Origin of the sequence: Pseudomonas sp. MB-090624 (genome assembly GCF_003205245.1) — a bacterium.
Lineage (GTDB): Bacteria > Pseudomonadota > Gammaproteobacteria > Pseudomonadales > Pseudomonadaceae > Aquipseudomonas > Aquipseudomonas juntendi.
In genome coordinates this window covers 19,635-43,692 of the sequence record NZ_QJRK01000020.1, presented here as the reverse complement: position 1 = coordinate 43,692, position 24,058 = coordinate 19,635, and the positions used below count along the sequence as shown (strand labels likewise).

The following is a 24,058-nucleotide window of genomic DNA, read 5'->3' as shown; positions in this document are numbered from 1 at the left end:
GGTTCACCTGCTGGATGCCTTGGGAGCTTGCTCATCCTATTCTTTTTCCCCTGCTTTATAGATTAACGCCAACACTATCAGAGGTACGTAGGCCACCAAGGTTCCCAGTGCACCATCGAGCTGAAATACCACGACCACCATTGCCACGGGTAGCAGCCAACCCAGGTTGATGGCCGCCACGGCCAAGGTGACTGTGCGGTGGCTGCCGTGGTGGCGGGTCGCGTACTGGTAAGCATGGCTGCGATGCGCTTCGTAAACCTTGTCGCCGCGCAGCAAACGCCGAACCAAGGTAAATGTGGCATCCACCACGAACACACCCAAAAGTATTAACCACCCCCAGAATAATAGCGGGTTTACCCAACCTGCCAGTAACGCCAGCAGGCCCAGCACCATACCGAGGAAACCACTGCCCGCATCACCCATGAAGATGCGGGCGGGGGGGAAATTCCAGCACAGGAAGCCGGCCACCGTCGCAGCCAGCAACAGGGGTAGCCAGGCGTGATGAGCATGATCGGTTACCCAGTACAACAGGCTGGCCCCCACGCAAACGCAGATGGCCTCGACACTGGCGAGGCCGTCGATACCATCCATGAAGTTATAGAGGTTCAGCAGCCATACCAGGTACAGCGCGCCGAATAGGCTGCTCAGCCATAAGGGGGCCAGCGTAAAGCCAAACACACTGATGGGCGGCATGCCCCCCAGCCAAGCGAGGCCCCAGGCCGCAGCCGCAAAATGGCCCAACAGGCGCCAGCGCGCAGCGATATGCCCGTGGTCGTCCATGAAGCCGATCACCGCCACAAGCCCCCCGGCGCCCAGCACCCCGACTACCACGTAAGGTGCGATATGCCCCGTAAGAGCTATACAAAGCGCTGCCATCAGGAAAGCCACCACAAAGCTCAAGCCGCCGCCGCGCGGCGTAGGCAGAGTATGTGAGCTACGAGCATTGGGGATATCCATCAGGCTACGGGACAGCGCATAACGCCGCAGCGCTGCCGTCATCCACCATGCTGCCACGCCTGCCGCCAAAACGAGCCAGATCATGGGCGGCGCGCTTCCAGCAAAGATTGAGCGGTCATTTTCAGTCCTTGTTCCAACGTGTAGGGAGGGTACCAGCCGAGCAACTGCCGGTTCTTGGCGATATCCACCTGCAGTGAGCCGAGCAGGCGCTGAGCGAGGTCCCGCCGCCCCACCAACTGCGCTGCGCCATGCAACACCCCCACCGGCACAGGAAGCAGGCGCGCCGGCTGCCCCAGCACGCGACCTAGCGCATGCAGCAACTGGCTGAGAGAAACGTCTTCCCCGTCACTGGCCATGAAGGTCTGGTTGGCGGCGTTTGGATGGTCAATGCAGGTAATGATCAGGTCGACCAGGTTGGCCACCGACACCAGGCTGCGACGGTTGTCGACCTTTGCGAATGGCAGTGGCACACCACGCTGCACCCAACGCATCATGCTATGGAAATTGGCCTTGACCCCCGGCCCGTAGACCAGCGTAGGGCGAATCACAACCACCTGCATCGCGGTAGTCGCTGCCAGCTGGCGCAACCCCTGCTCTGCTTCGAGCTTGGACAGCCCGTAGGCATCCTGCGGTGCCGGCACATCATCAGCATGCAGCGGCTTGCCTGGCTGGCTGAGCTCACCATTGACCTTGACCGAGCTGATGAAGATAAAGCGCCTTACACCTGCGGCAGCGGCCTGGCGGGCCAGATTGAGCGTGCCCTCGACATTGACCCGACGGAACTCGGCCAGGCTGTCGCTGGCAGTTTCCTTCATGACATGCACCCGGGCAGCGGCATGCACCACAGTATCGACACCGGCCAGTGCTGCAGCCCAGTCGGTGCTGGCGGCGAGGTCAGCGATGCGCACCGCTTGCGCACCCGCAACGGGCGCCTGGCCATTGCCACGCAGTGCGGCTCGGGTATCGAAGCCCGCGTTACTGGCCAGCTGACGGCATAGCGCGCTGCCGATGAAGCCGCTTGCACCTGTAACGAGTATCGTGCGTTTTTCCATATAGCTCTGTCTCGAGTCAACGGGGCGCAGGTTTAAACGGAAATTGCCAAGGCGCAACCACTGCCCGATCCACCACCGTGCAACGCGCTTGGGTGCCGCAATGGCCGACCGGACTTGCTGCTTGGCTGCGCGGGTGAACAGCTAAAGCAGGCTACGATAGAGTTCGGCATAGCCAGACGCCATGGCCGATGCGGTGAATACCTGCTCATAGCGCTGCAACGCCCGCCCTCCCATGGTTTGGGCCATGGCCGGATCGTCCCACAACCGTTGCATGGCTTGCGCCAGCGCTGCGGCATCGCGTGGAGGCACTACCAGCCCCGTCTCGTCGGCCAGGTTGATGAACGTGGTGCCCGATCCCATTTCGCAGGAGATAAGCGGTTTGCCATACATGGCCGCCTCGAGCAGCGAGATGCCGAACGACTCCGAACGCAGGTGGGACGGGAAAGCGAAGGCGTAGCACAGTTCAAGCAACGCCGCCTTGTCGTCATCCGGCAGCCCGCCCAGGAACTGGACATTGTGCAACCCCGCCTCCGCCGCCTGCTGCTTCAGCTGATGCTCAAGGAAGCCGCCCCCCATGATCACCACCGGCAAGCCGTTGATACGCGCGGCTTCCAGCAAATAATCCAGGCCCTTGTAATAGCGCAAGGCGCCAACGAACAGGAAAAAACGCTCGCCCAGGCGTTGCCGCCAATAGGCCAGCTTCTCGGCACTGGCGGCGGGGTAAGTGGACCGGTCCAGACCATAGGGAATGATGGCGACCTTGTCTTTGAACTGGGTCAGCACCGGGCTATGCGCGGCGTAATTCGGCGAAGATGCAACTATACGATCAACGCTGGAAAAGAACCGCCGCATCAAGGGCTGGTAGAGCTTGAGCAGCCACTTTTGCTTGACGATATCGGAGTGGTAGCTGACCACGGTCGGTTTGTTCAGCCGGGCCAGGAAGTGCACAACATCCATGTACGGCCAGGGGAAGTGGTAATGCACGATGTCTGCCTGCCTGGCGAGTTCGGCAAAATCCTTCATTGCCGACAGCGAAAAGCCCGTGGAGGCGACGTGCAAATCGAGCTTGGCCCGATGGGTGCGGTGGTTGGCCACGCGTTCGTCACGCCCTGAGCCCCGTGGGCTGAGGTAGAGCACTTCAGGTTCAACGCCGTGGGCTTGAGTCCCTTCGGCAATCTGGAAGATTACCTGCTCGATACCGCCCATGGAGTCCGGGTAGTACGTTTTGAAAAAATGCAGAACCTTTATCATCTTTCCCTGACCGACTTGTAAACCTCGACCGTTGCCTGGGCACAGCGCTCCCACGAGAAGCCGCCGGCATGCAACAGGCCCTGCTGCACCGCCGTTGCCCGCCAGGCTTCGTCCTCAAGCCCTTGCTGCAACAATGCAGTCAACCCTTCTACATCATCAGGTGCGCACATCAGCGCAGCCGGGCCTGCCACCTCAGGCAGCGACGAGCTGTTGGAGCACACAACGGGCACCCCGGAGCTCATGGCTTCAAGTACCGGCAAGCCAAACCCTTCGTAATGCGACGGGAAGGTGAACAGGCGCGCGCCGGCGAACAGCAAAGGCAGGTCTGCGCTGGCCACGAACCCGAGGTAGTGGGCCCACCCCTGCTGCTGCGCCTGGGCGATACGGTCATGAATGGCTTCGCTGCGCCAACCATGGTAACCGGTAAGAATCAACGGCCAGCGCTGGCGCAGGGCGAGCGGCAGACGACTGTAGGCATCCAGTAGCGAGACGATGTTCTTGCGCGGCTCGATGGTGCCGACGAACAGGCTATAGCCGCCCGGTTGCAGGCCATGGCGGGCCAGAGCCTCACGCAGGGCATCGGGGCTGCGGGGGTGAAACTGTGGTGAACTGGCCAGGGGTACCGCGTGAATCCGGTCTAGCGGCCAATTGAAATAGTCGGCCAGTTCCTGTCGCATGCAGTGCGATACGGTAATCAAGGCATCTGCACGCTTGAGGCTTTGCGTAAGCTCCCTTTGCAGATACCGCGCGATTTGCGGCGTATGGCAGTGCGCCCAAGTGAACGGCGACAAATCGTGAAACGTCGCGACCCGCGGACCCGCAAATGGCGGCAGGTAAAAGTTGGTACTGTGATAGATGAAGTCTTCATGCCCGCGTAGCGCTTGCTTGCGCAAAATGGGCATCAGCCGCCGGTACACTTCCACAGCCAGTGCGTTTTTCTGCACAAAGCGCTTCAGGCCGTGCACGGCGTCGGACTGGTCAGAAGGTGAAACCAGTTCGGGCAAAAACTTGCGACCAGCAAACAGCCGCAACTCGCTGATTTCCTCAGCGTGCTGCAGCCGTGAGGCTAATTCATAGGTATAACGCCCAATGCCGGTAAGCGGGAAGCGCACCGACTCTACAGAAAGGATGAGCTTCATTTATCAGCAAGCATCCAACCCAGCGTTTCATCCAGCGACGGGGTTTCCCAGCCAGGTAGCAAGGCCCGCAGCTTTGCGTTGTCACCACACAGGGTTTTGACCTCGTTAGCGCGGACAAAAGCCGGATTCACCTGTACCTCGAGTTGGTGCCCCGTAATAGCCGAGCACTTGCCGATTACTTCGCGCAACGAATGGGTGGTACCAGAGCTGACATTGATCGCCTGCCCAACCGGCCGTGCTTCGATCAAACCACGATAGGCCTGGACAACCGCGCGCACGTCACTGAAGTCGCGCCAGACATCCAGGTTGCCAAGCTCGATCACTTCGGCCTTGCGGCGAAAGTGCGAGACGATCTTGGGTAGCAGGAAGTTGTCTGCCTGCCCAACACCGGTGTAGTTGAAGGGCCGCGCGATAACGATAGGCAGCCGATCGCACCACAGCTTGGCCATGTATTCCATGGCCAGTTTGCTGACCGCGTAATCATTGGCGGGCGCCGGCGGCGTCTGCTCGTTCAGCAGCCCTTCGGAAACGTTGCCGTAAACATTGGCACTGCTGGCAAGCAACACACACTCGGGTGTTTTGCCGCAGGCCGCAATAGCTTCGAGCAGGTTGCGCGTACCTATCAGGTTGACCTGGTAGAACGCGTCGGCAGCACCATGCCCTACAAAAGCAATGGCAGCCAGATGGACGATGACATCCGGCTGCAGTTCGGCCAGCAACGCGCGCAACCCAGGCCCATCGGCAAGGTCGACCTGACGGTAGTCAGCGGCCTGCAGGGGCTGGCTGCCAGTGCCGAAAACTTCATAGCCAGCAGCTCGTAATTCTGCCGCCATGTAGCGGCCGGTGAACCCGTGTATACCTGTGATGAGTGCGCGTTTGCTGGCCATTTGCATCAGAACGAGAACCCTTGTTCGTTACGACGCAGGTCGGCTTCGACCATCATGCGGCACAGCTCTTCGAGGCTGGTCTTGGGCTCCCAGCCCAGCACGTTCTTGGCCTTTTCCGGGTTGCCGATAAGCAGTTCGACTTCGGCTGGGCGGTAGAATTTCGGGTTGATGACAACCAATACCTTACCGGTTGCAGCGCAGCTGCCCTGCTCCGCTTCGTCTTTGCCGCTCCACTTGATTTCAATACCGACTGCCTTGAAGGCCATGGTAACGAAGTCGCGTACGGTTTCGGTACGGTTGGTGGCGAGCACGAAGGTATCCGGTTCGTCAGCCTGCAGCATGCGCCACATGCCCTCAACGTATTCCTTGGCGAAGCCCCAGTCACGTTTGGCGTCGAGGTTGCCCAGCTCCAGCTTGTCCAGCAGGCCCAGCTTGATCTTGGCTACCGAGTCGGTGATCTTGCGGGTCACGAACTCACGGCCGCGCAGTGGCGACTCGTGGTTGAACAGGATGCCGCTGGTGGCGAAGATGTTGTACGACTCACGGTAGTTGATGGTCATCCAGTGAGCGTAGAGCTTGGCCACGCCGTAAGGGCTGCGCGGGTAGAACGGGGTGGTTTCGACCTGCGGGATTTCCTGCACCTTGCCGAACATTTCCGAGGTGGAAGCCTGGTAGAAGCGCGCCTTGGGGTTAACGATACGAATGGCTTCGAGCAGGTTGACCGCACCCAGGCCGGTGATTTCGGCAGTGGTCAGCGGTTGCTCGAACGACACACCCACAAAGCTTTGTGCGGCGAGGTTGTATACCTCGGTGGCCTCGGTGGTTTGCAGCAAACGGATGCTGGCCGACAGGTCGGTGAGGTCGTATTCGACCAGGTGCAGGTTAGGGTTGGTATGGATACCCAACTCTTCGATGCGCCAGAAGTTGACCGAGCTGGTGCGACGGTAGGTGCCGTAAACGGTATAACCTTTGTCCAGCAGCAGTTCCGCCAGGTAGGCGCCGTCTTGACCAGTGATCCCCGTAACGATTGCTTTCATGCGACTTAACCAACTCCGATAGTGCCGTGCGGGCATGGATAAATGATGGAACCACGCGGGCCGTTCCTGCCGCGCGTGTAAAGATTTGATGCGGAAGTATACATAGGTCGGACGGAGGACTCGACTCGCAAAATAACCGCGTGGCGGGTTGTGCCATTTACGGCTTGCCGGCCAGCGCCTTGGGGAAGGTGCAACGGATGAACGACCTAGCTGATGAGCTAAAGTAAGTACCCGCGCAATGGCTTGCCAGCATCTAGCGTGTAGGAAAGGTCTGAAACGGAAGGCGGGGTCCATGTGGACCGCTGCCTGCCGTCGGGCGCTCAATCAGCCGCGCGCATTGACCCGCGCCACATCACCACCCGGCAGGCTGGTTTCAGGCACCGGGCTAAGCCAGACATTGACATTGTGGACGCTTTCCTCGGTCAACTCCCCTGCCCAGCGGTTCAGCAGAAACAGGTTGGTGATGAAGTCGTACTGAGTTTTCAGCAGGTCGCGCCGGGCCTTGAATTCGTTCTGAACTGCGGTCAGCACATCCACGGCATTGACCACGCCGAAAGAAAATGCCTTCTGCGCCGCCAGGCTGGACTGCTGCGCCGATGACAACGCATTGCGGTTGGCGCGAATTTTCTCGACAGCGGCCTGAGCGGTAAGGTAGGCAGTGGTAGTTTCCTTGACCACCTGGCGCCGCACGCCCTCCAACTGCTCTTCAGCTGCCAGCTGATCATCGTACAGCCCACGCACCCGAGCAGAAGTGGAACCCCCGCTGTAGATCGGGATTTTCAACCCCAGCGACGCTACATAGCTGTCACTGCGCGGCGTTTGGGTGTTGTCATAACCTTGGTCGTTCTGCTGCGCAGTCAAGCTCAGGCCCAACTGCGGATAGTGCTCACCCTTGCCTTCGCGCACCGCCGCTGTGGCTGCGTCTGCTCCACTTTGGTACGACTTGAGCATCGGGTTGGTTTCAATAGCCTGAGTGACCCAGTTCTGCAAGGGGCGGGTAGGCGCCTGCAACGCCACGTCATTACGAACCCGGCTAAGCGGCTCGGTAATCGGGCGCCCGACAATCTCGGCCAACGCCTCGCGGCTGACCTGCACCTGGTTGCGCGCTTCCACTTCCTGCGCAAGCAAAAAGTCTACTCGCGCCTGCATATCCAGCTTGTCGGTGATCTTGGCCATTTGCCGGTCGAACATGCTACTGACGCGGTCAAGGTTTTTCTGGGTGGCCCGGCGCTCCGCCTGGACCAGGGCCAACTCGTCGTCTGCCGCCAGCGCTACGAAGTAGCGCTTGGCCAGGTCGACCGTGGCCTCCGCCAAGATATCCTCCGCCTCAAACCCCTTCTGTGCCTTTAAGCTCTTGGACTTCTGGTAACGCTCCCAAGCCGGCTTGTTGTACAGATACTGGGTCAAGCTGAGCGAATAGGTTTCGGTGTTGTAGATGTCGCGCTCGAGTTCGTTCTTCCGCAGAATGCGGCTGGAGTTGGCATTGGCCGACACCTGGGGCAATAACCCACCCAGCGCGGCACGCTGCTGCTCACTCGCAGAGCGCGCCCGTGCGTAAGCCGCCAACACCCGCGGGTCTTCAAGGCGCGCCTCCCGGTACAACCCGGCCAGGTCCAACGCATAAGTAGAAGCCGACACGCCCTTCGGAGCAACGCCTTCGCCACCCCTCCCCTCCACGGCCACCGCCTGCCAGGCGACCATGCACAATATTACTCCCGGTAGCAAACGCAGCACGATCATTCCTCAATCAGCGATTCAGCGAACATGTTGCGCGCCGGTTTCAGCAGGTACTGCAGCATGGTGCGGTCGCCTGCATTGATCAAGACTTCGGCCGGCATGCCAGGTTGCAGCTTGCGACCGGCCAGTTTCTTCATGCCGTCTTCGGTGACTTTAACGCGCACCAGGTAGTACTGATCGCCCGAGCGCTCATCAACCAGGCTGTCCGCCGAAATGCGCGTCAGCTTACCCTCGATGATCGGCGTAGTGGCCTGGTTGAAAGCCGAGAAGCGGACGTCCGCAGTTTTGCCCAATTCCAGCCGGTCGATATCCCGCGGGGCTACTTTGGCTTCTACTACAAGCTCGGACTGCGCTGGCACGATATCCAATAGCGGCGTTGCGGCACTGACGACACCGCCAATGGTGTGCACCTTCATATCCAGCACCATGCCGCTTTCAGGGGCACGGATAACTACGCGGGAAAGGCGATCGCGAAGCGCTGCTTCCTTTTCCTGCAGGTCGAACACCTGAGCCTGTACGTCGGAAAGCTCCTTGGCAACATCGGCATCGAACTTCTTCTTCAACTGCACGATTTGCAGTTCGGTCTCGCCAATCTGCAACTTGGTCTTGGTGATGCTGGACTGGTGGTCAGCCACTTCGGTCTTGAGCATGTCAAGCTTACGCTCCTGCTCCAGCAACCGCTGGTTGTCGACAAACCCTTCCGCCAGCAACTCTTTCAGTTGCTTGATTTCACCCGAATAGGACTTCTCAAGGCCTGTCTTGGTGCGAATCATGTCGTTCAAGCCAGCAATCTGCTGCTGCATTTGCTGGATGCGCTCGCGGTTGACAGAAATTTCGCCCTGCAAAGAATCATGCCGCGCCTTGAACACTTGCTGCTCCCCGGCCAACGCTTCCTGGGCACGACTGGAGTCGGTGCCCTCCATCGTCACCGAAGGGATCGACGCCAGGCCGTCGCGCTCGGCGCGCAGGCGTGCCTCTTTATAGCGTGCAACGATAAGCTGGTTGCGGGTGGACTCGTATTCAGCGCTGAGCTGTGACTCGTCCAGCACTATCAGCGGGTCCCCTTTGTTCACCAAGTCACCATCCCGGGCATGCAACTCTTTGACGATACCGCCTTCCAGGTGCTGCACGGTTTTGCGATAGTTCTGCACGGTGACCACGCCGGTGCCGTGCACTGCGTTGCTCAAAGGGGCGAAAGCCGCCCAGGTACCGAAAATGCCGAAGGTGACAAAGACGATGGTCAAACCAATCCGGCGTATACCGCGGTCCGACGTTGGCATGTCATCGAAATTGTGGTCGAAATTTGTAATTGCTTTACTGCTCATCTAGAAGTCCTTTCAAACGCCAGTACTGGTAGTGGCGGGCACAACCGCCGCCGGCCCAGCAGGGGCAGCATCTGGCGCGGGTGGAGCAGTTGGCGCAGTGGCAGGCGCCTGGGCAGCCGCCGCTTGCGCCCCACGCTGCTGAAGCTTGGCTTGCTGGGCGGCCAGTTCAGCGATAACGCGATCGCGCTCGCCGTACAGCGAAATGGTGCCGCCGGCCATTACCAGAATACGGTCCAGGCGGGTAAGGATATTGGGGCGGTGAGAGACGATAAATACCGTGGCGCCAGTTTCCTTGAGCTTTTGCAGGGCCACGCCCAATGCACGCTCGCCCACATCGTCCAGGTTGGAGTTCGGCTCGTCGAGCACGATCAGGCGCGGGTTGCCGTAAATGGCGCGCGCCAGACCGATCCGTTGGCGCTGACCGCCCGATAAGTTCACGCCCTCACTACCAATGACCGTGTCGTAGCCATCTGGCAACATCAGGATCATTTCATGCACACCTGCCATTTGCGCGGCTTGCACTACTTTTTCAGGGTCAACCTTGTCGAACCGCGCGATGTTTTCGCTGATGCTGCCCTCGAACAGTTCGATGTCTTGCGGCAAATAGCCCACATACGGGCCCAGCGCCTGTTTATCCCAGCTGGCAATATCGGCGCCATCAAGACGCACCACGCCATGCTGCGGCGGCCAGATCCCCATCAATGCGCGCACCAGCGTGGATTTGCCTGCCGCACTCGGGCCAACGATGCCCACGATTGAACCTGCCGGCGCTACAAAACTGATGCTTCGCAATACAGGAGCTTTGGCACCAGGGGGCGCTACGATCAGGTTCTCGACCTGGATGTGGCCTTCTGGCGCAGGCAATGGCATACGCTCAGGCTCATTGTTCAGGTCATCCATCACTTTGTTGAGGCGGTCATATTGCACTTTGGCTGCGACAAAGCCTTTCCAGCTGCTGATCATCTGGTCGATCGGCGCTAGCGCACGCCCCAGCAGCAGCGAGCCCGCCATTAACAACCCGGGGTTGATTTCGTGGGTAACGACAAGATACGCACCAATGGCCAGCATGATCGACTGCGACCACATACGGAACGTTTTAGAGGTAGAGCTTACGATCCCACCTTTGTCACTGGCCTGTGACTGCAGCATCATGATGTTGCGTTGGCGTTTAGCCCACCGGTTCATCAGCGTCTCGAGCATACCCATAGACTCGATCACTTCGGCGTTACGCAGCGTCTTGGTCGTTACCACGTTGGAAGCCACGTTCTCTTTGTTGGCCGCAGCCAACGCCTGCCCTGTAAGACGGTGGTTGACGACAGCCAGCACCGACAGAACGGCACCACACGCCAGCGTCATCCAGCCGAACCACGGGTGAAAGAGGAACATCACGATGGTGTAAATTGGAAACCAGGGAGCATCGAAGAAAGCAAACAAGCCTGGCCCAGTAAAAAATTGGCGCAAGGCTGTGAGGTCATTCAAGGATTGCGCAGTTGCATCCGCACCACCACTGGTCAGCGCGCGCTTGAAGCTTGCACGGTATACATCCCGACTGAGCAAAACATCCAGACGGTTACTGATACGAACCATGATGCGAGAACGTACCCACTCCAGTGCCCCCATTGTGAGTAGCAGCACGGTCAGGATCAGCGTCAACATGAGCAATGTTGAAGTGCTGCTGGAGGGCACGACTCGACCCGATACCTGGATCATGAAGAAGGTAGGCACCAGCATCAGCGCGTTGACGAAGAAGCTGAAGAAACCGACCGAAAGGAAGCTGCTTTTACAAGCTTTAAGGGCAGCTTGCAGATTATTTTCGGATTGTGAACTCATGGTATCCATACTGAGGAAGGCGGAAGCGGCAGGCAGTGTAACACCCGCATGGGTACGTCTGGCTCTCAGATTATCCGGAAACCAGCTCGTTCCCCGACCAGCCGCGATTATTCATGAAAGTTTGCTGAGCAATCCGGCCCTGAACCTCCACCGTTCGCCAGACGCAACACAAGGCGACAAACGGCTAGTAGGTCAAACCTTCCTGCAAAGGCTTAGTCAAAAAAATCAGGCCGAGGCGAAACCTGCGTAGCGCTTTGGATAGGCTGCTGATTTTTCAGATATTTCTCTCCAGCCTGGGTAACCCTATTATTTTTGTCGGGTACTAAAACCAGCCCCTCGAGAGCGCGAAAGCCAGCGCTAAGTTCCGGAAGGATATGAAATTTTTTTTAGATTTCTTGGTTGACAACCCTTCCCTCGGACGGCATCTTCGCCACTCGCAGGGAGCCTTAACCGGCCGCTTGGTGCACGCACGGGTTTGAGCAAGTTAGCTACCAGTGTTTTTGCTTAAAAGGAGCTTAACAACGCCATGTCTATGCCTTCGCAGACCCTTGACGGCCTGAAAATCAGTTCCCGGGTTACGCTGCTCGAGCCGGGCATGTACATCTTCCGCTACGCCTCGCAGCCACCTGCCGACAAGCCCGTGTGCATCGCTCTACAGCAAGCACCATTGGGCAAAGGCTCCATCGACTTCTTCCCCGCCGAGGGCGTCAGCAAAAACATGCTGACCAAACTGGGCGACACCATTGTGGCTCGGGTCAAAGGTGGTGTAACCACCGTTCTGATTACCGAATACCACATGTTCGACGAAGTGATCGACCCGATCGACCTTCGCATCGACCGCATTGATACCTCGCCGGCCATCATGCGCACCTATGCCGTTGTCGCGACTGCTGAGCCAGCCCAGGCCATTGCTGCCAGCGCCAAACCCTTGCCCATCACGCTTACCGCCCACCTGAAAAAGGCGGGTGAGGTAACCTCCAATGAGGGTTGGGTAGGTGCACCCGGTACCGAAGACTTCATTGAATCGTTTGCCGTCGAATGGGCTGAAAAACCGGTAGGCGTAGATTTGCTCTACACCTGCATGGTGGCTGGCTCAGGGCCTTGTCGCAATGTGTCGACGGGGACGTTCGTCGGCGCCAAGGCGCAGGGCCTACCACTACTGTGTGTTGGTTTCAGCCTGGTCGGCCCTCTGCGCAAACACTACGAATTGACTGGCGTTGTGGTGTTCGGCAATGCCGAACCACAACGCCTGGTCGCCAATCAGATGATGCATGGCCCCACCGGCAACGAGCCGCTGGTGGCGCTGCATATCGCCCTGACCCCCGTTACGAAGATGAACGCTGCCCGCCTTAAGTCTCCGTGGGAAAACTCTGCAACTGAGCAGACTACTATTGCAGCAGGCCAACCGGCCTGAAGTAACAGGAATACACCATGCAATACGATAATCCCGTATCGAGCAGCGACGTACAAGCTACTCTGACCGCCGAAAGCGCCAACCTGTCCGACTCCACCATCGAGGCCATCAACAGCCTGCTGAACCTGGATAACGCAGAGACCGTTTCGGTTGCTGGTATCACCGGCACTACCGTTCAGCTGCCAGAATCCGGTGCTGCCAGCATCGTTCAAGGCACTGTTGAAGGCGTTAAAGGCGACACCGTGGTACTGGACCTGGCCGCAGCTGAAGCTGCTGGCGCCAGCGTTTACCACCTGCAGAGCGACGCCAACCTGGTCGTGAACCTGGAAGGCCAAGCTGCTGCCCCAGCTGCCGACGTTCAAGCCTTCGCACTGGCTGCGGTCGACACCTCGGCTATCGAACTGGTAGTAGCTACCGGCAACGGTGACGACGTAATCACCGTTAAAGGCGACCAGAACACCCTGATCGACGCTGGCGACGGCAACGACACCATCGTTACCGGCAATGGCGACAACGTAGTTATCGCTGGCGCTGGCAACAACAACGTGACCACCGGTTCGGGCAATGACACTGTCATCCTGAGCGGCAGCAACCACGCTGACATCGTCAACACTGGCGAAGGTTACGACGTTGTTCAACTGGACGGCTCTGCCGAAGACTACGACTTCGCAGTCGGCAACAACTTCACCGTGAACCTGACCGGCAACCAGACCGCTGCTATCAGCAACGCTGAGTTCCTGTCGTTCGCCAACGGTGACACTGTAGCCCTGGCTCACAGCGACGAAGAAGCAGCAGCCCTGCGCCTGTACCAAGGCATCCTGGGTCGCGACGCTGACCTTGAAGGCGCCAAGGCATTCACCGGCCTGGTGAACGAAGGTACTTCGCTGACTGACATCGCCAACCAGTTCCTGAACTCTGCCGAGTTCGGCGGTGCTGCTACCGAAGCCAGCATCAACGACCTGTACAACACCCTGCTGGGCCGCGACGCTGACGAAGCTGGCTCCGATGCATGGCAGGCTGTACTGGCCAACGGCGCTTCGCTGGCCGACGTAGCTGCAGCTATCGCTGTGTCTGAGGAAGCTCAGGACCGCGACCAGTCCAATGGCGACTTCGTCCGTGACCTGTACACCAGCGTTCTGGGCCGCGAAGCCGACGAAGCTGGCCTGGACGCTTGGGTGTCCCAGCTGTTCAACGGCACCAGCCGCGCAGACGTTGCCAAAGGCATCGTTGGTTCGGTTGAAGCTACCGACAAGTCCAACAGCGACTTCATTGACGCTCTGTACCAGTCGGCTACCGGCCGTGCTGCTGACGACGCTGGCAAAGCTGCTTGGGAAGCTGTACTGGAGAACGGCGGCACCCACGCCGACGTAGCTCTGGGCATCGTTGGTTCCGCCGAAGCTATCGCTCACATCGACAACGTCGTTGTACTGCACGGCCAAGTGTAACTAGCCCTGCTGTAGCGCTGCGTATGTCCGGCCTCAGGGCCGGGCATATGCCAAAGGGGCGACTTTCGGGTCGCCCCTCTTTTTATTATCTGTAGCCAAGCCAAGCTTATGTCCAGACAACTCGACCATGGGCGAGAGACGCTCATGGGCATCTTCCACCGCCACCGTCAGGCCAACGAGCATGACGCGGCGGCAACTGCACTCGAACGTGCGTTGCAGGTTCCCGAGTATCGGGCCGAAGCACTCGTATGGAAAGGCATCGCGGCCTTGCCGCAGACGCCCGAGCTGGCTTTTTTATATTTTGCCAATGCCGCCAGGGCATTGCCCGAGCGGGCCGACGTTCACGCGTTGGTGGGGCGCAGCCTACTGGCGCAAGGCCACTTCGAGATGGCCACGCGCTACCTTACAAATGCCTGGAAACTTCAACCCAACGATCTGGCGCTGCGGCTGACCCTTTGGGAGGCTCGTAGCCGGTCAGAAACGCCTGCCGAGTTGCGACGCACAATCCTGGCCCACTTGCCCGATATCCAGACAGGTAAAGAGCTCGGGTTAGTAGTCAAGCTGCTGGCGGCGCAAAGCGACGCTCCGGGCACTATTGGTGTTGTGCGCTATCTGCCGGAACAGAAGGAAATTCAGGGCTGGGCGATCGACTTGCAGAATCTGCAAGCGCCCGCAGCGCTGCAGATTGAAGCCAATGGCGCCCGCATTAACGCGACTGCCAGCGCCGCCCACCCGCTGCTTGGTGCAGCGGGGCTCCCAGCGACCCATGGTGGTTTGCGGGTGAGCGTACCGAACCCCACCCCTGCGGTGCACATACAATTTACCAACGGCATGCCCCTGCAAGGCAGCCCGGTTTACGCCATGCCGGTCTTCGTTCCGCCTGCTAGCGTAGGTGGCGGCGAAAACAACCCAGTGGATGTGCTGATTCCGGTCTATAACGGCCTTGAGGAAACACTGGAGTGCATCAACAGCGCGCTGGACGCCCGCAAATTGAACCGCACCCCGCACCGCCTGGTGGTTATCGAAGACAAGACGCCGGTCCCTGCCCTGGCCAAGGCACTCAAGGTGCTTGCTGCCAAGGGCAAGATCACGTTGATCAACAACGCGGTCAATCTCGGTTTCATCCGTACCATGAACCGCGCCATGGCCCTCAGCCCGAACAAGGACGTAGTGTGGCTCAACGCAGATACCCGCGTGCACGGCGCCTGGCTGGATCGGTTGCGTGCAGTTGCTTATAGCGACAAACGCATTGCGTCGGTAACGCCGTTCACCAATAACGGCGAGCTCATGAGCTTCCCCCGTAGCCAGATCTGCCACGAAATGCCCAGCGCCAAGGCTCAGGCCGAACTGGATGAACTCGCCCGGCAGGTGGCCAGCCCACCCGTTGAAATCGAGACGGGCTGCGGCTTTTGCCTGTATATCAAGCGGGCCGCACTGGACCAGGTGGGCTACCTGGACGAAGTACACCTGGCTCGGGGCTACGGTGAAGAAACCGACTGGTGCCTGCGCGCCCGCAGCCAAGGCTGGCGGCACATGGGGGCGCCTAACGTGTTTGTGGCACACCAGGGTGGTATTTCGTTCGGTGCCGAGAAGGTAATGCGGGTGGCGGTGAACAACGCAACCTTGCGCCAACGGTACCCCGACGCATCCAGCAGCTATCAAGCATTCTGCCTGCGCGACCCTATCAAGCCTGCACGCCAGGCTTTACAGCAAGCGCGCCTTGAGCACTTGGTACGTAAACCGGCGAGCGAGCGAAATCTCAGTTGGCAGATGGGTGAGGACAGAACGCTCTACATCCACGATGGCCCAAATGACGATGCCGCTTTCAGCTTGGCTTATCACCACAGCAGTCATCGAACTTGGGTAGTGCTGACCGCCCCATTGTGCCCCTTGCCTCTGAATCTGGAGTACGAACTGCCGGGCGATTTCACTCACTTGGTCGAATGCCTGCGCAGCCTGCCATTGCAGGCAATGTTGTTCCAGAACCTTGCCCGCTGCCCGATTGGCTTATGTGATCTGCCGGCAATGCTGGACATTCCGTACCGCATTCTGTGCAACGACGACCGCTTGCTCGATTCGAGGGGTGATTATGACTGGCGGCGTTTTGCTCGCGAAGCGGCTAGCGTTCAGTTGCCATGGCCAGCGCTACAACCTGTTTACAGCGATGCGCTGCCAGATTCCAAGTTAGTAATAGAAGCGACTGCGGTAACCAGGGGGTTGACTGTGCATATGCCTCAATCACTCGTCATTGGTGACAGCCTGCGCGATGCCAGCATTGCCCAGCATTGGCTGGATGTTGCAAGGCATATTAAACGCGCGGAATTGTCCATCCGTTTGGTTGCGCCAAGCGATGGCCCCCTGCTGAAACAACTGCAAGCCACCGGTTCCGTTCATGTGCTGCCCGACTTGAATGGCTTCACCTTGGCCGAGCGAGCCCAAGCCGCCGGATGTGATGCTGTGCTCAGCCTGGCTGAATATCCTGGCAGCGACTGGGCGGCCCCTCGCTTGGCAGCCCAGCTGGGTATACCGCTGTTCGCACCCTCCAATTTGTTGGCAAGCGACACAGGGGCCGCAGCCCTGACCGCCTTGCCTTTCACCCTGAGCCTGCTCCAATGACCGAACACCTTCTGGATCAAAAGCAAACGGCTCAGCCGGTCGCCCTACCCGCCTTCAGCGGCGCCATATTTGGCCTTCAGGGGGACGTACTGCACGGCTGGGCGATGGACAACACGCAACCGGAAAACCGGCCTGTCATCGAGGTGTTCATCGATGGAGCCAGCGTTGCTCTGGCACGCGCCGACCAATATGAGCCTAACGCGCCAATGGGCGACCAGTACCATGGCTTTGCCGTGCAATTGCGCCAGCGCTGGCTTGACGAGGCATGCTTGATCACCGCACGCATCGCCAACCAGTCCTTCGAATTGGAAGGTCAACTGTCGCTCCCGGCAGCACCCAGTGACGACAGTGCCTCGATTGCGTCCCAGGTTTGGCATACAGGCGGCTTGCGTGTCGGTGGTTGGTGCTGGGATCCAAAGGCACCTGATCGACATGTGGAGGTTACGGTACGGGAAGGCGATCAAGTGGTTGGTCGGGCGGTATGTAATGAGCACAACCAGGCCTTGGCGTACCGCGCCACAAGTGACCACGGTTTCGGCATCGATCTGCCCTGGGAGTTGGCCGATGGCAAGGTGCATGTGCTGGAAATCGTCAATGATCTTGGCCAGCCACTGGCTGGTAGCCCCATTCGCTTGTGCTGCTGGCCGGAGGGCGTTGAAGGGCTGCTCCAGAAATTGGATCAGGCACACGATGCCGCAACGGTGGCCCTGCTGACTGAGGTTGCCAAGGACCAAACCATGCGCCTGCCGAAAAGTGCAGGCTGGCATCACTACCCTCAATGGTTCGAGGTGTTCCAGCGCCTGGACACACTGCCCTTACCGCCGCTACAAGGCAAGTTGGGGGTGCTGCTGCTGAGCGACGGCGATACGGCACTGGAACAAATAAGCCTGAACAGTCTGGGTGCCTGCAACGCTGGCGCGCATGCAGTTGCTATCGCCCCCCCATGCAATCTCTTGCCAGCGCTCACTCAACTGCTTGAAGGCGACTGCGATCGCATCCTGCCAATGGTGGCGGGCGATAGGTTGGCGCCTCTGGCGCTGGCGCACCTGAGTGCCTTGCTTGACGATGAGAGCGCATGGGCATTCGCCGACTGCGATCGCGACGGTCCGCAGGGGGAGCGCAGCCTGCCGTGGCTGAAACCGGTGTGGGATATCGACCTGTTTATCGGCGCTGATATTTTCACCCCTGGAGCAATCTACAGCGCGAACATTATCAAACAAGCCTTGGCGCTGCTCAAGGGCCGTCAAGCAGATGGTTCTGTAAGCTGGCACGACCTCCCAGTCGGCATTGCGTTGGCCACACAGAACACCAGAGCGCAGGTTACGCACTTGCCTCGCGTGCTTTACCATCGCGCTGCCCATGCACCTGCGAGCCCGGAGCAGAGCCAGCCTTCGCAACAGCGTCTGCAGGCTATTGAATGGTTGTGTGAACAGCTGGCACCTGGTGCCACGGTGAGCCAAGTCGCTGACTACCCGGCACTGTTTCGAGCCCACTGGCCTTTACCAGCGCAACTACCCCGCGTGAGCCTTATCGTGCCAACGCGGGACCAATACAAGCTGCTGCATGCCTGCATCGAAGGGCTCTTAAACGACACGGATTACCCAAACCTGGAAATTATTGTTGTTGATAACCAGTCCAGGGAATCACAGACCGTAGCATACTTAACCGAGCTGGCTACGCGCGGTGTAACCGTGCTGCCTCATCCCTATCCCTTCAATTACTCGACGATCAATAACCGTGCAGTGGGGATTGCCACTGGCGAACTGATTGGGTTGGTGAACAACGATATCGAGATTATAGAGGCAGGCTGGTTGAAAGAGATGGTTGCACAACTGCTGCGACCGGGGGTTGGCGTGGTGGGCGCCAAATTGCTTTGGCCGAATAAAATGGTGCAACACGGCGGTGTAACTGTGGGGATCAACGGCCTGGCGGCGCACACTGGCAACGATCTTGAACAACGGGATGCTGGCTATCTAGGCATGAATCAGATTACCCACCGACAAAGTGCTGTAACAGCGGCATGCTTACTATTGCGCAAGTCGGTTTTCGATTCAGTCAATGGGTTGAATGAGCGAGAGTTCCCGGTTGCGTTCAATGACGTGGATCTTTGCTTGCGGATCCAACAGAGGGGCCTGCATGCGATTTGGAGTGCATTTGCCCTACTAATTCATGCTGAGTCAGCGAGTAGGGGCAAGGATGGCACTGCTGAGAAGAAGGCACGAGCAGCTAGAGAGCAAAGAAACTTTATGGAAAAATGGGCAGACATCAGCCTCCGCGATCTCTTCTACAACCCGTCGATGGCTTTGGACTATCTGAGCGGTCCTTACGGAGCGCTGGCATTACCGCCCAGAGATTCGATGACGAGCCGGAAAAGCGCAATACCATTGTTAACAACTAACTCAGCCGCCAGCGCGAAGGAACTATCGTGACAACCAAGAAAACATCAAGTGCCTTGCAGCCCGGCCCATCTGGCGCTTCCGGCGCACTCAAAGATCCAAGCACGGCGACAACCGAGGCACCTAAACTCGAACCAATAGCTTCACCTGTGGGAAATGTGGTTGCTAAAGTGAAAACGTTGAAGTTTGTTCCCTCACTAGATCCCAATAAAAAATTTGTCGAGCAGCTAATGCGCGACCGGCAGGATATTGAACCTGATTATATATACCGCTGCATTATTAACCAGCAGCAATATTTTGATAAATATCCAGATGTACAGCACAGCGGCATGCTGGCTGCCGACCACTACTTTACTTATGGCTTCAACGAATCCCGCGAACTTAAACGACCAGGGCTACTCAAGCATCATCAGGCATTCCGAATTGATCATCAAGCCACTTTGTTTCTATCAAGTGCTCCACGTCGGGATGGTTCTTTCGTTTACCGCTGCCTTTTCCAATCGAAAAAGCTAAAGAAAAACCTTGTGTATCACGGGAAAACTGAAATCCTGAAACTAGTCCGTGCAATATTCAATTGCAAGGAATTGATTTTCTCCCGCCCCGAACACAATGAAACCTCACTGTACCTGATCGAGCTGGCCAAAAATATTGGCGTTAAAGTGATCCTTGACTACGATGACCTGTTGGTACCTGAACATGCGGAGTACCTAGGACATGTTAGATCCAGCGAAGGCCGCTCTGTCGATGCCGCAAGAAATAACATCATGGGAAAGTCTGCTTTCCTATTGTACGCCGATGGATTCCGTTGCAGTACGGATCTGATTGCAAAAGCCATGCATCACCTCTCAAAACCTGTAGAGGTCCATAAAAACCAAATCCTGGCCAGTATGGTGCGCGCCAAGCAGGACTGCGTTGTTAGACTGAACGATCTACCTCGCCGAAAACTCAAAATTCTCTATCTGTCGGGCACCGCCACGCACAAAAAGGATTACTCTATTGCTCAGGGTCCGCTTATTAGGCTGGCGCAGCTCTATCCCGATAGCTTTGAAATTACATTTCTGGGCAATACCGGAAGCCATTCTGCACCTATCGAAATTTTCAATCCGCATGTAAAAACCGTCTCCCGTGTCAACTTTGATGAAATGCTCACCATCATTTCGCAACATGACATTGCACTTGCACCACTGGAAAACACCATTTTCAATAATGCCAAATCAAACATTAAATTTATAGAATGTGGTTCGCAAGGCGTCCCTGTTATCGCCAGTCCTCGTGATGAGTTCAAGGCAGCGATAACACATGGCGTAAATGGCTGGCTGTGTGAGTCTCAAAATGAGTGGTTTACCCAGTTGGAAAAACTTATCAAAGACCCCAAAGTACTACATAGGGTATCTTTGAAAGCTAGAGAATCTGTAATCAAACAGCATGTACTGGGTGAACAATGACTATCGCCATCAAATCTTATACCCCCCAACAGAAAATCTCAAAACAGACGATTCTCTATATCACCAACAATTTCTCTCAGGTGGAGCTTGCGATTTTATCCGCTACGGGCTCAAAATTTGACTATCTAATCTATAATAACTCTCCGCAGCGCGATTACCATTTAGCCACTGACTATAACCTACCAACAAATATCAAAATCACGTCAGACGCCAAATCTGCAATCATGCTGGTCGGTGCTTTTTCTGCCGCAATCACCACAGTCGGACATATCAGTCCTGTGTTGAACGCTGACATTTTGTCAGTTTTGAAAGCCTGTGCAGTGATGAACATGCCGATCATTGAAGTACCCCACGGGCTATTTCAGATAGGATTCAATTTATCAGACGATTCCGTGTTCGTTAATACAGCTTCACACACCCTGGGCGCAGGCTTTCCGGTCCCCTCTTTTGCTGATCATCAAGTGAGCTGGTTCGATAATGCGGAAGTGGGATATCCGCGCTATCGAGAAGTCTCTCTGAAAAAGACTGATACCCCTGTCGTGCCTGACTACACCGTTATCACTACCAACACCAACTGGTACCTGTATAACTTCGAGGACCAGCGAACAATCGCTCAATCTTTATTCGAGCTAGCAAGAGCCAACCCTCAGAAACTGTACATATGGGCTGCTCATCCAGCAGAATTGAATAAACAGAACTTAATTCATTATATGCTAGGTGCTAAACCTTCCAACCTTCTACGATACGGCCATGACAAGGAAATCTATTTCCACTCGATTGACACCACGGAGGAGCTGATCAAGCACGCGAAAGCAGGTGTGTCTACAGTCTCGACCTGCATCCTCGAGTACGAGATGTATAATGTACCTCTCGCCATCTATCGAAATAAATCACTTGAAGGCGTGACTAACTCACTTGAACGCGCAGCCTTCTTTAGTTCGCCGGATGAACTTAAAAATACAGAGTTTCAAGTCCCGGTGACTGGTAAACTGCACAGCTTCAATGTCGAAGGATTCGATTTAGCGCTAAGCCAAATTCTAGCAGGCCCTCAGCATCGCAATCCTATCAGGAATGTACTCGCAATACTGTAGGGGATTGAAAAAGTCAGAAGGGCTGCACAGCCCATCTGGCTTGCCTAATATAAGAACATATACAACCCGCATTGCATCACCAACTTCGACTGAAGTGATGAGTGCGGTTCAGAAAATGACACCCTTCGGATTGGGCTGTCGATATCACACTATTAAATCGAGCATCTTTTTTTCTTTTGAGGCATGCATACCCGTCCTTTCACCATACATATCTTTTATTTTAAGTAAGGTCTCACGCACTTCCCATTCAGGGGCCAGCGGAAGCTCGCTTGGCGCGCACCCGTGTTTAAGCGTGAATATCCTCACCGCCTCAGCAACTTCATGTTGATGGTGATCACCTGAACTGATCGTGGACTGCTCCAAACTCCATTCCTCATCCCCAATATATCGGCCAGAGTCGACAATATCGGCGAAATACCAAAAAGGTGGATGCATGGAGCGCTTGATAATTTCTAATGTATGATCGACGTGCTCCAGAGCATTATGAAAACTCGTGTCCATCAGACCACTCATGAGTAAGGAATGCCTGGTGTAATAAGAAAAAGCTCCAACGCAATGCCTATACAGCAAGATTGTTGCTACTCCGTCACAGCTCACGCTTGCAACAGGCTTTGGAGCACCCTCGCGGGTTTTATTCATCCGGCCATGTTGGCTAAAATTTAGATGTTGCACGCCGGACCAATTCGACGCTTCGACATAAGCTTCAAAAACACGCACATCCTTAATGAATATATCATCCTCTATTAGAAAAATGTGCTCACAGCCCTGATCTAATAAGTGCTGCAAGGCTTTATTCTTAGACTTTCCAACACCTAAATTTCTAGAATTGTGACTTATTAGATGAGTAGGGATGACTTCAAAAGAATCGTACCACTCCCCATCATTGACAATATGTATAACATCCAAGATATCATGCGGCAGCGACTTATAAAGCTTCAACAGAAGGTGTGGACGATTGAACGTAACGATACCACAGCCCGTTTTTTTTCCGCCGACCATAATCCTCGTCCTTCTCTTTAGCCATTAATGAAAATCAGAAGCCGCTGCGATACTTTTTTCAATGGCCTGCTTGGTTAGATGGGCCACCTTGGGTGACCGGGCTTTGCCTGATTTATCCAGTTCCTGTACAGCAGCGATGAACGCATTGCCGTCACCGCTCAGGAAGCAGCACTCTATGTAATGCTCAGTCAAATCAACATTAATTATCTTGCGATTGGAAAATCGCTTGTACATATCGTAAAACCAAGCATAATTATTAGTCGAGAAGCAGTAGTCAACAAAACTTAGCAAGGTCATTTTCGCCTTAGCTGCATCAATGCTTAAACCGTTTAATTTCCGCCACTCAATTACGTCTATCGACTTCTTGTAAAGCCTACCTGCAGCGTTTACACGGTTCCTTGTGAGTGAATTCCGTGCAGCGTACATCCACGCCACACCTGATTTTGCGCGATTTCGCCTGTACTTAGAGAGCAACACGGCGTAATCAACATTAGCGCTCAACAAAGAGAAAATGAAGTCAGATAAAATGCCCGACTCATTTAATACTGCGAATACCTCGTGCCCTGAAAATGGCAAGCTAATTAGCTTGGCATGTTTGATATAGTTTGAAACAAGTCGAGCATGACGACTGTCTTCAAGGTGATAGCGGTCATAAAATATTGTGATATTCAGAGGAAAATTATTTTCTGCATGCCAGCTGTCAGACTTATAATCAATTTTGTTCCAGAACTGTAGGAATCTACTATCGAACTCAGACTGCGCGCCGGTGACCGCCGCTTGCGGCGATATCGAAATCACATCGCATGCCTTCAGGTAATTAGCATATTTTAAGACCCCGTAGCCGCCCATGCTAACACCGTACAACACGACTTTCTTGAACCCTTTCGCTATGACTTTGACAATCTCAAGAGCATCCTGCATATACTCATATTGATACCAATGATTCCATGTGGGTATCACATAAATGCATGAAATTTTTTTATTTTCAAAAAAAACCTTACCGAAACCACTATCTTTAGTCATTGTCTGCCTCTCATCAATCAGCGGACAGAAAGAGATGACTAAAAGTTCAGTATCATAAAAACTATTAGATATAATTACATCTTTATTTTTATAAAAAATTTCCATTCCTACTTTTACCCAATTCTCAAATTTTCAAAATACATTACATTTCCCAACATGGCAACTCTGTACTCATCCATTACCAGACTTTTTTTCAGTGACCTGTAATTTTCCAATTTTCTTGCCTCTACCTTGCGTATTCGTCAAATTTACGTCAGCGCTCACTTTTTCCACATGTTACTAGATGTGTCATCGTCTTTGCCCAAGGCATACGTGCATGTGGCGGGCTCAGCGCAACCACCAACGGCCTTACAGATAATTCGCTCCAGAGATGCTGTGCACAAGCTTGGCGGAGACCGCGCAATAGCAGCCTTG

At 55.9% G+C, this 24,058-nt stretch carries 17 protein-coding genes; 6 read left to right on the top strand and 11 right to left on the bottom strand.

The window, feature by feature from the left end; genetic code table 11:
* Window positions 1–36 precede the first annotated feature (36 nt).
* The 9 genes from DMX12_RS12845 to DMX12_RS12805 all read right to left on the bottom strand — a co-directional run bounded on the left by DMX12_RS12845 (window position 37) and on the right by DMX12_RS12805 (window position 11,215).
* Window positions 37–1,041, bottom strand: coding sequence for a glycosyltransferase family 4 protein (locus tag DMX12_RS12845; RefSeq protein WP_110677922.1), 1,005 nt, complete (start codon window positions 1,039–1,041; stop codon window positions 37–39).
* Window positions 1,038–2,009 (bottom strand): SDR family oxidoreductase, encoded by a 972-nt coding sequence (locus tag DMX12_RS12840; RefSeq protein WP_110677920.1) that lies wholly within the window; start codon window positions 2,007–2,009, stop codon window positions 1,038–1,040. Before DMX12_RS12840 ends, DMX12_RS12845 begins: the two co-directional genes overlap by 4 nt.
* Window positions 2,010–2,150: 141 nt before the next feature.
* The gene (locus tag DMX12_RS12835; protein ID WP_029885246.1) at window positions 2,151–3,260 is read right to left on the bottom strand and encodes a glycosyltransferase family 4 protein; all 1,110 of its coding nucleotides are present in this window, start codon (window positions 3,258–3,260) and stop codon (window positions 2,151–2,153) included.
* Window positions 3,257–4,399, bottom strand: coding sequence for a glycosyltransferase family 1 protein (locus tag DMX12_RS12830; protein WP_110677918.1), 1,143 nt, complete (start codon window positions 4,397–4,399; stop codon window positions 3,257–3,259). Before DMX12_RS12830 ends, DMX12_RS12835 begins: the two co-directional genes overlap by 4 nt.
* Entirely contained in the window at window positions 4,396–5,292 is an 897-nt protein-coding gene (locus DMX12_RS12825) for a GDP-mannose 4,6-dehydratase (RefSeq protein WP_110677916.1), read from the bottom strand. Before DMX12_RS12825 ends, DMX12_RS12830 begins: the two co-directional genes overlap by 4 nt.
* Complete coding sequence (gene gmd / locus DMX12_RS12820) at window positions 5,292–6,323, bottom strand: GDP-mannose 4,6-dehydratase (protein WP_054911853.1); 1,032 nt, start codon at window positions 6,321–6,323, stop codon at window positions 5,292–5,294. Before gmd ends, DMX12_RS12825 begins: the two co-directional genes overlap by 1 nt.
* A 324-nt stretch (window positions 6,324–6,647) precedes the next feature.
* Window positions 6,648–8,063: a TolC family outer membrane protein gene (locus DMX12_RS12815; RefSeq protein ID WP_054911852.1), complete on the bottom strand. Its 1,416-nt coding sequence runs from the start codon at window positions 8,061–8,063 to the stop codon at window positions 6,648–6,650.
* On the bottom strand, window positions 8,060–9,385 hold the full coding sequence (locus DMX12_RS12810; protein WP_054911851.1) for an HlyD family type I secretion periplasmic adaptor subunit: 1,326 nt from the start codon (window positions 9,383–9,385) through the stop codon (window positions 8,060–8,062). Before DMX12_RS12810 ends, DMX12_RS12815 begins: the two co-directional genes overlap by 4 nt.
* Window positions 9,386–9,397: 12 nt before the next feature.
* Window positions 9,398–11,215 (bottom strand): type I secretion system permease/ATPase, encoded by a 1,818-nt coding sequence (locus DMX12_RS12805; protein WP_110677914.1) that lies wholly within the window; start codon window positions 11,213–11,215, stop codon window positions 9,398–9,400.
* Between the two features lie 532 nt (window positions 11,216–11,747).
* Between DMX12_RS12805 and DMX12_RS12800 the strand changes: the two genes are divergently transcribed.
* From DMX12_RS12800 to DMX12_RS12775, 6 genes are all read left to right on the top strand, one after another.
* The gene (locus DMX12_RS12800; RefSeq protein ID WP_110677912.1) at window positions 11,748–12,629 is read left to right on the top strand and encodes a hypothetical protein; all 882 of its coding nucleotides are present in this window, start codon (window positions 11,748–11,750) and stop codon (window positions 12,627–12,629) included.
* Window positions 12,630–12,646: 17 nt separating this feature from the next.
* On the top strand, window positions 12,647–14,074 hold the full coding sequence (locus DMX12_RS12795) for a DUF4214 domain-containing protein (RefSeq protein ID WP_110677910.1): 1,428 nt from the start codon (window positions 12,647–12,649) through the stop codon (window positions 14,072–14,074).
* A gap of 144 nt (window positions 14,075–14,218) precedes the next feature.
* Window positions 14,219–16,690 (top strand): glycosyltransferase family 2 protein, encoded by a 2,472-nt coding sequence (locus DMX12_RS12790; protein WP_110677908.1) that lies wholly within the window; start codon window positions 14,219–14,221, stop codon window positions 16,688–16,690.
* Window positions 16,687–19,119 (top strand): glycosyltransferase, encoded by a 2,433-nt coding sequence (locus DMX12_RS12785; RefSeq protein ID WP_110677907.1) that lies wholly within the window; start codon window positions 16,687–16,689, stop codon window positions 19,117–19,119. Before DMX12_RS12790 ends, DMX12_RS12785 begins: the two co-directional genes overlap by 4 nt.
* A complete protein-coding gene (locus DMX12_RS12780) occupies window positions 19,116–20,531 on the top strand; it encodes a glycosyltransferase (protein ID WP_146226826.1) in 1,416 nt (471 codons plus the stop codon). The genes DMX12_RS12785 and DMX12_RS12780 overlap by 4 nt, the downstream gene beginning before the upstream one ends.
* Window positions 20,528–21,622, top strand: a complete 1,095-nt coding sequence (locus DMX12_RS12775; protein WP_110677903.1) for a hypothetical protein — start codon at window positions 20,528–20,530, stop codon at window positions 21,620–21,622. Before DMX12_RS12780 ends, DMX12_RS12775 begins: the two co-directional genes overlap by 4 nt.
* Before the next feature lie 144 nt (window positions 21,623–21,766).
* On the opposite strand, the gene DMX12_RS12770 is transcribed toward DMX12_RS12775, so the two are convergent.
* Window positions 21,767–22,621, bottom strand: a complete 855-nt coding sequence (locus DMX12_RS12770; protein WP_110677900.1) for a glycosyltransferase family 2 protein — start codon at window positions 22,619–22,621, stop codon at window positions 21,767–21,769.
* Between the two features lie 24 nt (window positions 22,622–22,645).
* On the bottom strand, window positions 22,646–23,749 hold the full coding sequence (locus tag DMX12_RS12765) for a hypothetical protein (protein WP_146226825.1): 1,104 nt from the start codon (window positions 23,747–23,749) through the stop codon (window positions 22,646–22,648).
* Between the last annotated feature and the right edge of the window lie 309 nt (window positions 23,750–24,058).

What these genes read in the sequence shown, in the direction of transcription:
- DMX12_RS12845 (WP_110677922.1), bottom strand. Translation starts at nt 1,041, where the DNA reads ATGATCTGGCTCGTTTTGGCGGCAGGCGTGGCAGCATGGTGGATGACG.
- DMX12_RS12840 (WP_110677920.1), bottom strand. Translation starts at nt 2,009, where the DNA reads ATGGAAAAACGCACGATACTCGTTACAGGTGCAAGCGGCTTCATCGGC.
- DMX12_RS12835 (WP_029885246.1), bottom strand. Translation starts at nt 3,260, where the DNA reads ATGATAAAGGTTCTGCATTTTTTCAAAACGTACTACCCGGACTCCATG.
- DMX12_RS12830 (WP_110677918.1), bottom strand. Translation starts at nt 4,399, where the DNA reads ATGAAGCTCATCCTTTCTGTAGAGTCGGTGCGCTTCCCGCTTACCGGC.
- DMX12_RS12825 (WP_110677916.1), bottom strand. Translation starts at nt 5,292, where the DNA reads ATGCAAATGGCCAGCAAACGCGCACTCATCACAGGTATACACGGGTTC.
- gmd (WP_054911853.1), bottom strand. Translation starts at nt 6,323, where the DNA reads ATGAAAGCAATCGTTACGGGGATCACTGGTCAAGACGGCGCCTACCTG.
- DMX12_RS12815 (WP_054911852.1), bottom strand. Translation starts at nt 8,063, where the DNA reads ATGATCGTGCTGCGTTTGCTACCGGGAGTAATATTGTGCATGGTCGCC.
- DMX12_RS12810 (WP_054911851.1), bottom strand. Translation starts at nt 9,385, where the DNA reads ATGAGCAGTAAAGCAATTACAAATTTCGACCACAATTTCGATGACATG.
- DMX12_RS12805 (WP_110677914.1), bottom strand. Translation starts at nt 11,215, where the DNA reads ATGAGTTCACAATCCGAAAATAATCTGCAAGCTGCCCTTAAAGCTTGT.
- DMX12_RS12800 (WP_110677912.1), top strand. Translation starts at nt 11,748, where the DNA reads ATGCCTTCGCAGACCCTTGACGGCCTGAAAATCAGTTCCCGGGTTACG.
- DMX12_RS12795 (WP_110677910.1), top strand. Translation starts at nt 12,647, where the DNA reads ATGCAATACGATAATCCCGTATCGAGCAGCGACGTACAAGCTACTCTG.
- DMX12_RS12790 (WP_110677908.1), top strand. Translation starts at nt 14,219, where the DNA reads ATGGGCATCTTCCACCGCCACCGTCAGGCCAACGAGCATGACGCGGCG.
- DMX12_RS12785 (WP_110677907.1), top strand. Translation starts at nt 16,687, where the DNA reads ATGACCGAACACCTTCTGGATCAAAAGCAAACGGCTCAGCCGGTCGCC.
- DMX12_RS12775 (WP_110677903.1), top strand. Translation starts at nt 20,528, where the DNA reads ATGACTATCGCCATCAAATCTTATACCCCCCAACAGAAAATCTCAAAA.
- DMX12_RS12770 (WP_110677900.1), bottom strand. Translation starts at nt 22,621, where the DNA reads ATGGTCGGCGGAAAAAAAACGGGCTGTGGTATCGTTACGTTCAATCGT.
- DMX12_RS12765 (WP_146226825.1), bottom strand. Translation starts at nt 23,749, where the DNA reads ATGGAAATTTTTTATAAAAATAAAGATGTAATTATATCTAATAGTTTT.